Here is a 15944-nt window from a genome sequence, read left to right as displayed (position 1 = left end):
ATGAAGAAAATATATATAATATTCAGTATCCTAATCACTGCAATGGTGTATACATCTTGCGTAAATGATTTGGATGTGAAGCCAACTGATCCAAATAAAATTTTGGCAGGTAATCTTGGCGACGATCCGGCATATATGGAACAAACTTTGGCCAAATTGTATGCAAGTTTTATCATTTCTGGCCAAGGTGATGGTGATGCAGATATCTCTTCAAGTGATGATGGTTTCTTTATTACAATGAGAGCTCTTTGGAACTTGCAAACCATTACTACTGACGAAGGAATTAATGCCTGGGGTGATGTTGGTATTTCTGATTTGAATACTCAAACATGGAGTGCTCAAAATCCATTCTTAACTGCAGTTTATCAACGCTTAAGCTTAAGTGTTACTTATGCAAATGACTTTTTAAATGTTACTGCAGGGAATACTGATCCTGCTGTTGTTAAATATCGTGCCGAAGCGAGATTTTTAAGAGCTTTTGCCTACTATTGGTTAATGGATCTATTTGCAAACCCTCCATTCACAATCGAAGCAGACGGTGTTGGTAAATATTTCCCAGAACAGATTCAACGTGCTGATCTATTCGATTTTATAATTGATGAATTGAAAGCTATTGAACCAGATTTGGGAGAGCCAGGATCAAGCTATCCACAAGCAGATAAAGCTACATGTTGGATGCTTCTTGCAAAAACTTACCTTAATGCTGAAGTTTATACAGGAACTGCACAGTGGGATGAATGTAAAATCTATTGCGATAAAGTTATCGCAAGCAATGCTTATTCTTTAGCTGCAGATTACAGACAAAACTTTAGTGCAGATAATGACCGTCAGCATGGTAACAATGAAATGATTTTTGCTTTCGCTGAAGATGGCCTTAATACTCAAGGTAATGGTGGAACAACTTTCATCATTCAGTCATCAAGTGATGCTACCTATCTTCCTGCTGAAACATTCCATGGATTAACTTCAAATACGAACTGGAATGGTAACCGTGCAAGAAAAGATCTAATGAATATATTGGTTGATACGATTGCAGTATATGGTAATGTACCTGTTCCTGCAACGGACCCATTATTCGCCCTTGCTCCTGACAAAAGAATTTACTTAGGTCAAAAACGATCAATTGATATTCCTTCTCCGTCTTCAAGTGGAGACTTTGGAGTAGGTGTTTACAAATTTACTGCAAAAAATCACGATGGTACAGAAGCGGCTAATTACAGTCCTACTTTTGCATCAACAGATTTCCCTGTGTTCCGTTTGGCAGATGCTTACTTAATGAGAGCTGAAGCTTTATTCAATACCGATAAACCAGGTGAAGCTCTTACCGATATTAACCTTATCAGAGAAAGAGCTTATGGAGACGACAGTGGAAATATTACTGTTGGAGACTTAACTTCTGACTTTATACTTGATGAACGAGCACGTGAATTCTACTATGAAGGACAAAGACGTACTGACCTAGTTCGTTTTGGAAAATTCACAGGTGGAGCTTATGTGTGGCAATGGAAAGGTGGAACTCATGATGGAACTAGTACTAGTAGCCATTTAAATATCTTCCCTATTCCTGGAGATGAGATCTCTGCAAATCCTAACATCAAGCAAAATGATGGTTATTAATCATTTAAATCTAAAAAAGATGAAAAAATATTATATAATATTATTCGCCTTGGTTGGGGTATTAGGCTTTTTCACAAGTTGTGATAAAGACGGTGATCAACTAGAATTGAGCGATCCTGTAATTGCACCTACCCTATCGTTACCAGATTTAACACTGGTTAGGGCTAACGGAACTCAGAGCGTTGTTTTTTCTTGTACTCCAGTAGAACCTGGATTTACAGCTTCAGCGACATATTTCCTTGAGGCATGTCCTACTGGTAATAATTTTGAAAACGTAACTCGAATTTACAATGGAATCACATGTGATAACATTGAATTAACTGTAAATCAACTAAATTCAATTCTTTTAGATGGATTTCCTGAAGATGCAACATCATCTGCAGATTTCAGAATTAGATGTGTATTGGAAGCTGATGCAGGTCTTGGCGTTGCTGATTTAGAGTACTTCTCAGAAATTCAAACAGGGAATGTTACTATTTTTGGACTACTTCGTTTAGATGTTCTTGTTCCAGGATCAGAGACTCAGAAAATTAAATCACCAGGTAGCGATGGCATCTATGAAGGTTTTGTAAAATTCGGAGCAGGTGATGCTTTTACTTTACTTGATCCTGATAATGCAATTAATTACGGTGCTGGTGGATCTGGGCTTGCCGTAGATGGCCCTGGTATAGCTGTTATTGATGCTGGATGGCATAAAATTGTTGCTAACATTAATGATCTTACCATTACAGATGAGAACTATTTCATAGGACTTGTTGGTAGCGCTACTCCTAACGGATGGGATGCTCCAGATTCAAAAATGGACTACGATGCTGATACTAAAACCTGGACAATTACGATTGACCTTGTTGTTGGAGCTGCCAAGTTCAGAAGAAATGATGGTTGGGCTTGGAATATGGGATTCACTGAAGGTACTGAAGGTGCTTTAACAGGTACTACTCAACAAGGTGGTGTTGGAAATGATATTCCAATCACTGAAGCTGGTAACTATACTGTTATCTTCACAATCCTGAGTGATGACGCTGGTACTTACGAATTTATTAAGAACTAATTGTATTAGTGAATAATTATAGTGTTCTGTCTGAAAAATGACGGAACACTTCTAAAAAGAAATAAGTATGAAAAATAATATAATTACAAAATTATTGGGACTGGCCTTTATCACTCTTTTTGTAGTGTTTGTCGGTTGCGATAAAGATGATCTGATTAAACTGGATGCCGAAATGGCAACCTGGAAAAATGATGGAATTACATCTACCTCTGTTTTACTTAGTGGAATTGTAGTTGCAGAAGGAGAAGGTATTGCTGAATATGGAGTCGTATGGGGATTAAATGAAAATCCTACAACTGCTGATTCTAAAAAAGTGGCTGATAAAGTTGAAAAAGCTGTTTATTGGATTACTGTTGATGGTTTAGAAAACCTTACTGTTTACAATTATAGAGCGTACGTAATAACTGTAGATGGTAATACCATTTATGGTGAAAACGATACTTTCTCAACTCTTGCAAATATTGCAACAGTTACAGCAACTGATGCTACAGGTATTACAGATATCTTTGCTCAAATAGCTGTAAATGTTCCTTACGATGGAAAAGCAGAAGTTACATCAAAAGGTGTTTGTTGGAATACTGAGCTTACTCCTACTATCGAAAATGACACAACATTAAATGGAAAAGGAATTGGTGAATTTACTGCTGATTTAACTGGACTATTGCCAAATACGATGTACTATGCACGTGCATATGCAGTAAATAGTGTTGGAATCGCCTACAGTAGCGAAGTGTCATTCACAACTACTATTGGTGTTCCTGTATTAACTACGGACAGTGTAAGAGATATCACGAAAACTGAAGCTAATGTTTATGGTAACGTGATTGTAACTGGAGGAGTGGATATTACGGAGAGAGGTTTTGTTTACTCAATGACAGAAAATCCAACAACTGCAGATACTAAGATTGTAGACGCAGCTAACACCACTGGTGAGATGACTGCCGCTCTTTCTGGATTGGCTTCAGGAAAAGCATACCATGTTAGAGCCTTCGCAACTAATAGTGAAGGAACTGCTTATGGCGATAACATTAATTTCTCTACACTATCAGATATTACAACCTGGTACGTTCCTGGAGGTTATGTTGCTGCAAGTTATCCTGGAACAACTTTCGCTGATTGGAGTCCTGCAGACTCTCCTTATGTAATGAACACAGTAGATAATCCAACTACATTAGAAGGATTTGTTTACATGGCTACTGCAAATAACGAGTGGAAGTTTGCTTCTCAGCCAAATTGGGATGGTCCTAATTATGGTGAAGGTGCTAATGCAGGAGAATTAGATGCAAGTGGAGGCAATTTCCAATCACCTGCTGGATACTATAAATTAAATGTTGATATGTCTACCACACCAATGACTTACACGGCTGTTTCTACAGATTGGGGTGTAATTGGTGATGCTAGTCCTGGTGGATGGGATACTGACACTAATTTATCATACGATGCTGCAACTCAAACTTGGAGAGGAACTGTTCACCTTGCTGGTGGTTCATTTAAATTCAGAGCTAATGATGGTTGGGATATCAACTATGGTAGTTCTACTGCAAATGAAGTTTTAAATGCAGGTGGTGATAACATTGCAAATGATGTTGAAGCTGATTACGATATCACACTTGACCTAAGTACACCAAATACATACACCTATTCTGCAAACAGATGGGGACTTATTGGTGATGCTACTCCTGGTGGATGGGATACCGATACAGATATGACATGGGATGCTACAAATAGTGTATTTACTGCAACTCTTGATTTAACTGGAGGTGGATCATACAAATTTAGAGCTAATGATGGCTGGGATGTAAATCTTGGTGGTGCATTAGATGGTTTAACTCCTGGTGGTGATAATTTAGCAATTACTGAAGATGGTAATTATACAATCACCCTGAATACAATGACAAATGTGGCTACTGTCACTAAAAACTAATAATTCAATCTTAAAAAAGAGCATACTCCGGTATGCTCTTTTTTTACCTACCAATAAAATAAGGATTTGATCTAGAAAACACTAACTATGAATAAATTATACACATATCTCCTTTCCTTTCTATTTCTGATACCAACCCTTAGTATTGGACAAATAATTGTAACTGATCCTAGTTTTCCTACTGAAGGAAATCAAGTTACCATCACGTATGATGCCGCTTTAGGAACTGGCGGACTAAAGGATTATACTGGTGATGTATATGCTCATACTGGTGTAATTACTGACCAAAGTACATCCAATAGTGATTGGAAATACGCACCAACCTGGGGCGATAATAATGAAAAATACAAACTCACATCACTTGGCGATAACAAATGGAGCTTATCTATTACTCCTAATATACTCGAATACTACGGTGTAACAGCTGGAGAAAAAGTACAAAAACTGGCTTTTGTTTTTAGAAGTGCAGATACCAATATTGAGGGCAAAGGTGACGGAGGCACAGATATTTTTGTTGACCTAAGTGAAGGAGGCTTAAATGTAGAATTTGCTAGGCCTGCAGAAAATTCTGTTTTTGAAAAAACCGCATCTGCACTTATCACGATCAACTCCGAATCAAGTGAATCATTAGAACTTTTTATAGATGATGTTAGTATGAATTCTACTACATCAACACAATTAAATTTTTCTTATACTCCTAATGCGGCTGGCTCTCATCAACTAATTGCAGTTGCTAGTGCAGGATCAGAAGAAGTAAGAGATACGGTTAACATACTCTTCCGTGAAGAGACGCCGATTGAAACGAAACCATCAGGTCTTGTAGATGGTATAAACTACATCTCCAACACTTCGGTTAGCCTACAACTTTATGCTCCTAATAAAGAGTATGTCTTTGCAATAGGGGATTTTAACGACTGGTTGTTAAGTAATAATTACCAAATGAAAAAAGATGGTGATTATTTCTGGTTGACTTTAGATAACCTAACCCCAGCCAAAGAATATATTTTTCAATATTTTATAGATGGAGATATAAAAATTGCAGATCCTTATGCTGACAAACTACTCGACCCCTGGAACGATAAATATATTACGAATGAGGTTTATCCAAATCTAATTGCATATCCAGCCGATAAAACCAGTGAATTTGCTTCAGTCTTTCAAACCGCTCAAACAGATTTTACGTGGGACGATACAGATTTTACCATGCCAGATCATGATAATCTCGTTATATATGAATTGCTCATTCGTGATTTTACAGCTGATGGAGATTTAAAAACAGTTACCGATACGCTTGATTACCTGCAACGCTTAGGTGTTAATGCAATTGAGCTAATGCCTTTCAACGAATTTGAAGGGAATGATTCGTGGGGTTATAATCCGGCTTTCTACTTTGCTCCTGACAAGGCTTACGGAACAAAGAATGATTACAAAACATTCATTAATGAGTGTCACAAACGTGGTATAGCTGTTCTTATGGATATGGTATTAAATCATTCTTTTGGACAGTCACCATTCTTTAGAATGTACGAAGAAGGTGGTAAACCAAGTTCTGATAACCCATGGTACAATCGCGAACACAACTTTGAGAATACCGATGCTCACTGGGGGGCAGACTTCAATCACGAAAGTTTGGAAACTCAAAAACTGGTTGATCGTATTAATACCTATTGGATAGATGAATACCATATTGATGGTTATCGATTTGATTTCACAAAAGGTTTTTCGAATAAAGTACACAGCAATGATCCTGATAATAGTGAATACGATCCTTGGGGAGGAAATTATGATGCAGAAAGAATTTCTATTCTGAGACGAATGGCAACAGCCATTTGGAATGTAAAATCTGATGCTGTAGTCATATTTGAACATCTTTCCGAAAATCAGGAAGAAAAAGAACTGGCTGCTTATGGTATTCACTTGTGGGGAAATGCCAATCATAATTACAACGAAGCCACCATGGGATTTAACGAAAATGGAAAATCCGATTTGAGCTGGACATCTTGGAAAGAACGAGAATGGATTGCACCCAGATTGATTTCCTATATGGAGAGTCACGATGAAGAAAGACTAATGGTTAAAAATTTGGAGTTTGGTAATTCTTCCGGCGATTACAATGTAAAAGATCTTCCAACAGCCTTATCAAGAATCGAAACTGCCGGAGCTATTTTCTTTGCTACTCCTGGTCCTAAAATGATTTGGCAATTTGGTGAGCTTGGTTATGATATTTCAATTGATGAGAACGGCCGTGTTGGGAAAAAACCAATCCTTTGGGAATATCAAGATGTTGCAGAAAGAAAGAAGTTATTCCAAATTTATTCTGCTCTTATTGATCTAAAAAAGAAAGAAGAAGCATTTAAATCGGACGATTTTACGCTAATAACAAATACTGCATTAAAGAGAATTGAGATCAACCATTCAGATATGGATGTTCGAGTTATTGGAAACTTTGATGTTGTTGCAGGTACAATTACACCTAACTTTAGTAAAACTGGTGACTGGTATGATTATTTCTCTGGAGAAACACTAACTGTTTCCGATAAGGTAATGAATATTTCATTAGATCCTGGAGAATACCATATCTACACAACAAAACAATTAACAACACCAAATATAATTAGTGCTCCAATAGCTAGTAACATTTCACTATCAGGTATTTTTAGTGAAGATGAAACCTTAACGGCAAGCTATGATTACTCAGATGTGAATGACGATTTAGAAGGAAGCTCATTATATCAATGGTACCGTGCTGATGCTACGAATGGCTCAAATGAAACGGCAATTTCAGGTGCTACAAGCTTAAGCTATACGCTTGGCAGCAATGATCGAAACAAATTCATTCGCTTCTCAGTTACTCCTATTGCACAAAGTGGTGATCTTCTTCAAGGTAACAAAACATATAGTCCATATTCTGATGAAATTGCTGTATCAACAGGAATAAATGACATTCTGAACAAAGAGCTTCGATTGTATCCGAATCCTGTTCATGATATTCTTCATTTAGAGAATTTAAAGCAAGTAGAAAAAATTCAATTGTTCAATTTATCAGGCAAGGCAATTCTGGTTTTAGATTCACCTAATCAAAGTGTCGAACTTAATTGCAATGGCCTAACAAAAGGAATCTATTTACTTGTTTTTAAATTGGAAGATGGTTCAAAACTAAGCAAGAAAATAGTTAAGCAATAGCACGTGTTTTTTATAGTTAATAGATAAGTTAAAATCCCATCGCTTCAAATTGAAGTGATGGGATTTTTTTATTTTATAATAAGATCTAATCGATACTTAATCTCAGAATCAGTCGGTTTCATAATTAAAGAATATTTACCTGGAAGTAATGGCTCATCAGGCATTGAGACTTTAAATACAAATGGCGACTCCCCATAAACACCTATCTGTTCTATCACTAACTCATCCTTGTCGTTAAAAATTTGCAAGACAAGATCTTTATTAAAAAATTGCCTTAAATGAAATTGAACAAAAACATTTTCTGATTCTGAATAGAAATAATCCTGATCTGCTCCAATAAATTCATCCCTGTCTTGTATATTATTTTCGTTCAAATCAATAAAGCCAGAAAATATAAAAAATCCCTCCTGCCCTTTCTTAAATTCTGGTGCTAGATTGTCTACATTAACCGATGTACCCATTTTCATTTTCGCTTCACTTGGCTCCTCTTCTTCCGTCACTATTAATTCTATATTTTCATCTACTCCTTCCGTTGAATCAACCTTAGTTATCGATTCATTCTTAGTCTCTAATTCTGATGTGTCTTTATTTAAGGAATCTACAATTTGTAGTGTAGTCTTATATTGCTTTACCCCTTCACCCGTTACGGAAGCGGTAATAAAATATTCTCCTACAGAAGCATTTGCTAATACTCTTAGAAACTCATTTCCTCGATTCAGTGTATCTTCATTCATGGTATAATGCTGCAAACTATCTAATTTTGAAATATTCATACTCAACAAATCGTAGTCCGAATTCCATACCTGAAAAACAACTGGTACTGGATTCAATGGTAAATTTAAACCCAACTCAAAATCCACTTCTCCAACATTGTAAATATTTTTATTCAATGCAAGAACTTCGGAACTATCCAATTTCATATCACCATCTTCATCAATCCATTGCTTAAATAAGTGCATATTTTCTGGCAACAGTTTTTTTCGAATATTAGCATATGTATTCCCGTTTGGTTCCTTTAAAGTGAACCTAATTTGATAAGTAGTACCCGATTCTTCCGGATTAATGGTGAAAATGTATTCACCTACCGGTAAATAACCATCAAATCCAGAATAAGTAAATATTGGTATTGAAGTATATTGTTTTTTTACGGTTCGAATAAGATTACCACTGGTATCCCATATTCTTAATTTTAAATTAGATCCATCCTTTAAATTCGGGTCGTATAAAGACGCACTAATTGGCTCTCCTTTCGAAAAGGATTCCTTACCTAAACCAAAAAATTCGTTGCGCTCTACCAAATTGTTTTCGTTTAAATCGACCCACTTATTGTAGGCGAATAAGCCAATGGGGATTTCATTTTTCTCTAATTTCTTTTGCTGGCCAAATTCTTGAATGTTAACTGATGAATCTACTACTTCAAAAAGTTGGTCTGGAGGTTGTTCTTGACTTTTACTAAAAAAAACACTAAAACAAATAATGGTAAGTGACAACAAACACCTACCGGTTACGCGGATGTATTTTTGCAATGCCATGGCTGAAGGTTTAAAAGCTGAATAATAACGATCTCTGTCTATTTAAATACGATCTCAATAGCCAATATGTTTTATTATCAAGCTGATAGTTTGATGAATTGCAGACAAAAAATCGTTAAAAAATCTTAATGGATATTAAGAAATGATATCTGTGGCGATAATTATCAATTTACAATTGACTTTTAATCGTTCGATTCTAGTATGTCCTAGAACCTCTTTCTACTTTTTGTTTATTGGATGTGTGAAATAAAAGGTAGTCCCCTCACCTACTTGAGATTCTAACCAGATTTTCCCGCCCAATAATTCGGTTAAACTCTTTGAGATTGACAAACCAATTCCTACTCCATTATAGGTTCTGGAAAGGCTCTCATTGGCCTGTCTAAACATACCAAATATATTATCTTTCATTTCATCAGGAATACCAACCCCAGTATCTTTCACATAAAACTTAAGAGGAAGATTTGATTCCAAATCATGCTCGTATAAACCAAATTCAATTGAACCCTTATCAGTAAATTTTAAGGCATTCTTTAACAGATTTAAAAATATCTGCTTAAATCGGTTTGGATCGGTACTAAAAACAAGATTTTGATGGATTTTAGGCAAAACTAAATTTAAATCAATGTGCTGCTTGTTTAATACTTGCTGCTCCATTCTAATTACCACATTTATTTCTTGAAGAATTTGTTCCAATCGATATTTTTGATGTGTAATTTTAACTGCTCCAGATTGAATTAAACTGATATCAAAAAGATCTTCTACAATGTTTAAGAGGTTTTGTCCACTTTGGTTTATCAATTTGCAATAATCTATTGCAAGATTTATCGGTGTTTCGTCATCCACCAATTCTGAAAAACCAATAACTGCATTTAATGGAGTACGCAACTCGTGGGACATTGTAGCCAAAAACACAGATTTTAAACGATCCGATTCTGTGGCATTTTTTAATGCCTTATGCAATTCCTGCTCTGTTCTTTTTTTCTCTATAGATATGCTGATTTGGTGCGAAACCAACTCCAACATTTCTTTATCTTTTTCATTTACAATATTCTCATCAATATAACTTTGAATAACCAAAACACCAATCACCTTTTCTTTTCCTTTCAATGGCATTCCCAACCAAATTTTAGATGGTTCTCCTTTTAATTCAACCTCTCCACGCGATTCCATTTCATCTAGATCTTTTGCCGTGGCAAGTAAAGGTTTTCCATTTTCAACAACCCAACCGGAAATTGTTTTTCCTTTTGGAAAAGTATCAAAAGAATCAAATTCATCATCATGAAATGGCATACTAAACATTTGATTGTCTTCATCATAAAGAGCCACAAAGAAATTAGTTGTATCAATTAAGGTAGATAATTGCTGTCGAATAAATTGTATAAATTCAAATAAGGTATTTTCAGAAAATACTGCATTAGAAATATTTAATATGATTTGCTGTATTTGTTCTTGTCTTTTCCGTTCCGTAATATCTTCTTTAACCGCAATAAAGTTTGTTATTTCACCTCTATCATTTTTTAATGCAGAAATGTTTGCAAACTCCCAAAATAACTCACCCGTCTTTTTCTTATTTTGAAACTCACCTCTCCACTCATTACCTGCCTTAATTTCTTTCCATAAACTTTTGTAGGTATTGGAATGATTGAGTCCAGAACTTAAGATCCGCGGGTTTTCACCTTTCACTTCTTCCAAGGAATAACCAGTTAATTCTTCAAATTTCGGATTTACATATTCGATATCTCCATTAAAATCAGTAATAACAACTGATGTTGGACTTTGTATTACCGATTGCGATAATTTACGAAATTCATTTTCAACTCGAATTTGATTACTAACATCACGAATGGACAGTAAACACACCACTTTTCCTTTAAAAATGGAATTTTTAATATGAACTACAACATCTATTTTTAAACTATTTTTAGTAATTCCATTGGCTTTAATTTTATGTCTAAACTTCTTGGATTCATCAGTGTAAGGCTTAACCCAATACTCCCTTCCTATAAAATTAAAAATAGACATACCAGACAGTTCCAACTCAGAATACCCAGTTATTATTTCAGCACGCTTATTTACTTCAACTATTTTATCACCTTCAACAATAAAAACAGCCTCATTACTAGCGCTAGCTAGTGTTTTATATTTGTTTTCGCTTTCTTCTAATTTTCTGGTTATTCGATAACGATCCAACACAATACCAGTTAAACTAGCTAAATCCTTTACAAGTGTAATATCAGTAGAACTTGGAGAATGCACCACCCTATGATATATAGCAAAAGTACCTAGTATTTTTCCTGAAGGATCTTTAATTGGTTCGGACCAACAAGAAGCCAAGCCTGCTTTTTTGGCCAATTCTTTAATATCTTTCCAATATGAATGAGTACTTATATCTTCAACAATTACACTCTCTCCTGTATATGCAGCAGTTCCACAGGATCCTTTTTCTGGACCAATAGGAAAATTGTCTATGGCTTTATTATAAAAATCGGGTAAATCAGGGGCAGCTCCTAAAAGCAGATGCTTTCCTTCCCCATCAACAATTAAAATAGAACATATCGATCCAGGAGCAATAAGCTGAGCTTTCTTAACAATCTCATTTAAAATGAATTCTTCAGATTCTCCTTTATACAATAAATCTAATATATTCGATCTTAATACTTTCATCACTCTAAAATATCATATTTTTCGATTCGTAAAACATGAAACGCCGAATAGTTTTTAATTTACATTTTTTTTAAATTAAATCTTGACACTTTTCAGCAGATCAATAAGTCAAAAAAAAGTGCCACTCCGAAGAGCAGCACTTTTTAAGGTTGCGTATATAAAGAGAAAACTTTATCCTACTAATCTGCTTTTAGGCTTTTGAGCCGTTAGCATTTCTTTTGTTTTGATATCTAGCTTAGAATCTTTCTGCTCTGGTTGAGTAATTTCTCCTGTTGCCTGAGTAGAGTCTCCTCCCATGCTATATAATCCTCTCAGCATCATTGCTTCCTTCTCTTCAGCAGGAATGGCTTTGTAAGCTGCTTTTTTCTCGTCTTCGATTCTTTGCTTTTCAGCTTCTTCAGCTTCAACAACTGCATAGTAAGCATCAGCTTTACGATTCTTTAAGAAAGGACCTGCTACAGTTGGGAACAATTCCAACAACAACATTTCCTTTTCGTTCTGAGCTAATTTAACACCACCGAACTCTTCAAGAAGTAAATTTTCCGGAGCCTTATATTTAGCCACATCATATTCTGAAGCCTCACGCTGTCCACAAATCTTCTGGCGGTATTCCGGATCAATCTCAATCGGAGTTTCACCATACTCACCTTTCACAAGGTTGAAGAATTGATTATTCACGTTTGTATAAGGTGCTTTTCCGCTATTCACATCTAAAACGTAATTTACAGCCTGTACACCAATAATTTGAGAAGATGGTGTTACCAAAGGAGGACAACCAGCAGCTACACGTACTTCAGGTACTTTCTGAAGTACCGTTGGCAATAAATCTTCAAGACCTAAACCTTTTAACTGAGCCAACATGTTGGTGTACATTCCTCCGGGAATCTCAGCATTCTTCACTTCTTCATTTGGAGCAGGGAAATTAAACCAAGCATCAATTGCATGACATGTTTCAAGTAATTCCTCTTCCTTATCGGCTTTAGCTAAAGCAATAGCTTTGTCAAATAAAGCATCAATATCAGCAGGTAAGTAATCAGCTGTTATATCAAATTCACGAGGGAACATTTTGTATGAATCAAATTCTGCAATTCGCTCACGGATCCCTTTCAATTCAGCATTAATTCTCACAACTGAATCCAAATCAACACCAGTATCTAAACCTAGTTTATCTGCAAAAATCTGGATAATCTCGAATGCAGGAGCTGCAGGTCCACCAGCAAAGTTCAGGATATTAGTATCAACAATATCAACACCATTCACAATAGCCATTAATACCGCACCTAAACCATAACCCGGTGTACAATGTGTATGAAAATCGATAGGCACCTTCACCTCATTCTTCAAACGCTTCACAATTTTTCCTGAAAGCGATGGAGGAATTAATCCGGCCATATCTTTTACAGAAATCATATCTGCACCCAGAGCTTCCATTTTCTTCGCCTTATTCAAGAAATAATCGACATCGAAAATCTTCTTAGGCAATTTCTTACCAGAGAACATAGCCTGAATACGCTGCTTACGTGTAAACTTAGGATCTACCGTATAACAAACTGCACAATCGGCAATTCCGCCTGCTTCCTTAATATATTTAATGGTAGTCTCCATATTGTTGACGTCATTCAGACAATCGAAAATACGCATGATTCCTAAACCACTTTTTACTGCATTTTTGTTGAATCCTTCAATTACAGACTCCGGGTATGGACTGTATCCGAAAAGGTTACGTCCACGAGAAAGAGCTGTTAAATAAGAAACATCACCAATCTCTTTTTTAATAGACTCAAGACGATACCAAGGATCCTCGTTAAGGTAACGCATTACTGAATCAGGAATGGCACCACCCCATACTTCCATTGCATAGAAATTCGCTGCTTTGTAGAATGGCAATACTTTTTCAATTTCGTGCTGAGGCACACGTGTTGCAAACAAAGATTGCTGACCATCACGAAGGGTTAAATCACGAATCTTTAATTTACCTGTTCGTTTAATTGCTGCCCTCTCAGCCGCAATCTTCTGACGATTAGCTTCTCTCTTAGCTTCGAATTCTGCTTTACGCTTGCCTTCCAAGTAACCTTTAGCTACCAATGGGAACAACTCAAGCAACATGAATTCTTTATCATCAACAGCCAATTTTACGTTTCCGAACTGTGGCAATGTTGGGTTTTCAGGAGATACATAAGCATCTACATCATACTCTACTTTCTCAGCTTTACCTGTGATTCTCTCACGGAATTCCGGAGCAATTTCAATAGGTGTTGTTCCGTACTCTCCCTTTACAAGACTAAAGAATTGGTTAGACACATTCGTATAAAATGGACGTCCTGAATTCTCATCAATAACACAATTTACAGCCTGAACACCTACAATTTGAGAAGAAGGAGTTACCAATGGCGGACAACCTGCATCCAGGCGCACCACTGGTACAACTTCCAACACTCTCTCGAGTAAGGTTTCCAAACCTAAAGCTTTCAACTGGTTTAGCATGTTGGTATACATACCTCCAGGAATCTCGGCTTTCTTAACCATTTCGTTAGGAGCCGGGAAATTAAAATACTTTTCAATAGCATGACAAGCTGCTAAAAGCTCATCTTCTTTATCTTCATTAGCATACTTAATTGCATCATCGAATAACTGATCGATATCAGCAGGTAGCTTATCTTTTGTAATATCAAATTCAATTGGGAATTGCTTATAGCTATCAACTTCAGCTAAAGCTCCCATACGAATCTCTTTAAGAATCTTATTGATCTCAACAACCGTCTTCGCATCACCATCTAACTCAATGCCTAACTTTTGGCAGAAAAGGTAGATTAACTCGTATGCAGGAGCAGCAGATCCACCTGCAAAGTTCATGATGTTCGTATCGATAATATCAACACCATTAATAATTGCTGTCAAAGCAGATGCTAAACCATAACCAGGAGTAGAATGAGAATGGAAATCAACAGGAACATTTAACTCCTCCTTAAAACGACGAATAATTTGCCCCGCACGCAATGGTGAAGCCAAACCAGCCATATCTTTAAGAGAAATCATATCGGCTCCCATAGCCTCTAGTTTCTTTGCCAGATCAACAAAGTACTCAAGATCAAAAATTTGATCAGGAAGATTCTTAATAGTCAACCTCTCACGATCTTCTTTTTTCTCCGGAAATTTTGAATCAACCGTATAACACACTGCACAATCGGCAATACCACCAGCAGCTTTAACATACTTAATGGTCGATTTCATATTCTCAATATCATTCAGACAGTCGAAAATACGCATGATACCAAGTCCCGATTTTACCGATTGAGTATTAAATTTCTCAATAACCGATTCGGGGTAAGGACTATATCCAAAAAGATTACGACCACGTGACAAAGCTGTCAGTTTAGAAACATCGCCAATCTCTTTTTTAATTGATTCAAGACGATACCAAGGATCCTCGTTCAAATAACGCATCACTGAGTCAGGTACTGCTCCCCCCCATACTTCTAAAGCATAAAAACCAGCTTTTTTGTATAGTGGTAAAACCTTCTCAATTTCTGCCTGAGGCATTCTAGTCGCAAAAAGCGATTGTTGTCCATCTCTTAAGGTAAGATCTCTAACTAATAATTTCCTTTTTTTCATACCCTGACTTATTAAATAATTATCCCCACTTATTACTCGAGAGTGTTGTTTTAAATTTGGAATAGAACTAATCTGAATTAATTCTGCATCAAAAATAGAAACAATTTCTTATTGAAGAAATTTTTCGGTATTAATAACTGCATGTTCTGCAATACCCCTACCTATGGGTGTTTACACCCACTATTATTAATGATTTTTTTCTTTAATAATATCGAAATTAAGTCGCAATCGATAGCGAAAATTGTAATCAGAAGATGTTAAAATTGAAAAAGCATAGTAATACCTAGCACTACAGAAAAGTATTTAACACCTACACTAAACTTAACCGATAAAATCTACTGTTAACTATTTCATGTGCTTA

At 36.1% G+C, this 15944-nt stretch carries 7 protein-coding genes; 4 read left to right on the top strand and 3 right to left on the bottom strand.

Features of this window, described 5'->3' with window-relative positions; genetic code table 11:
* The 4 genes from L3049_RS15570 to L3049_RS15555 all read left to right on the top strand — a co-directional run bounded on the left by L3049_RS15570 (position 1) and on the right by L3049_RS15555 (position 7775).
* Positions 1 to 1617: a RagB/SusD family nutrient uptake outer membrane protein gene (locus L3049_RS15570; protein ID WP_275110743.1), complete on the top strand. Its 1617-nt coding sequence runs from the start codon at positions 1 to 3 to the stop codon at positions 1615 to 1617.
* 19 nt (positions 1618 to 1636) lie between these two features.
* Positions 1637 to 2668, top strand: coding sequence for a SusE domain-containing protein (locus L3049_RS15565; protein WP_275110742.1), 1032 nt, complete (start codon positions 1637 to 1639; stop codon positions 2666 to 2668).
* A 67-nt stretch (positions 2669 to 2735) separates the two neighbouring features.
* A complete protein-coding gene (locus L3049_RS15560) occupies positions 2736 to 4592 on the top strand; it encodes a SusF/SusE family carbohydrate-binding protein (RefSeq protein ID WP_275110741.1) in 1857 nt (618 codons plus the stop codon).
* Between the two features lie 87 nt (positions 4593 to 4679).
* Complete coding sequence (locus L3049_RS15555; RefSeq protein ID WP_275110740.1) at positions 4680 to 7775, top strand: alpha-amylase family glycosyl hydrolase; 3096 nt, start codon at positions 4680 to 4682, stop codon at positions 7773 to 7775.
* Positions 7776 to 7843: 68 nt separating this feature from the next.
* Here the strand turns inward: L3049_RS15555 and L3049_RS15550 are convergent, their stop codons facing one another.
* The 3 genes from L3049_RS15550 to L3049_RS15540 all read right to left on the bottom strand — a co-directional run bounded on the left by L3049_RS15550 (position 7844) and on the right by L3049_RS15540 (position 15583).
* Positions 7844 to 9307 carry a hypothetical protein gene (locus tag L3049_RS15550; RefSeq protein ID WP_275110739.1) on the bottom strand — a complete coding sequence of 488 codons (1464 nt, stop codon included), beginning with the start codon at positions 9305 to 9307 and terminating at the stop codon, positions 7844 to 7846.
* Positions 9308 to 9526: 219 nt separating this feature from the next.
* Positions 9527 to 11971 carry a PAS domain S-box protein gene (locus tag L3049_RS15545; RefSeq protein ID WP_275110738.1) on the bottom strand — a complete coding sequence of 815 codons (2445 nt, stop codon included), beginning with the start codon at positions 11969 to 11971 and terminating at the stop codon, positions 9527 to 9529.
* A gap of 171 nt (positions 11972 to 12142) precedes the next feature.
* A complete protein-coding gene (locus tag L3049_RS15540) occupies positions 12143 to 15583 on the bottom strand; it encodes a hypothetical protein (RefSeq protein ID WP_275110737.1) in 3441 nt (1146 codons plus the stop codon).
* Positions 15584 to 15944 lie beyond the last annotated feature (361 nt).

It is taken from the genome of Labilibaculum sp. DW002 (assembly GCF_029029525.1).
Classification (GTDB): Bacteria; Bacteroidota; Bacteroidia; order Bacteroidales; family Marinifilaceae; genus Paralabilibaculum; species Paralabilibaculum antarcticum.
Note: the sequence above shows the minus strand (reverse complement) of the source record. Positions and strands in the feature narration are given on the sequence as shown.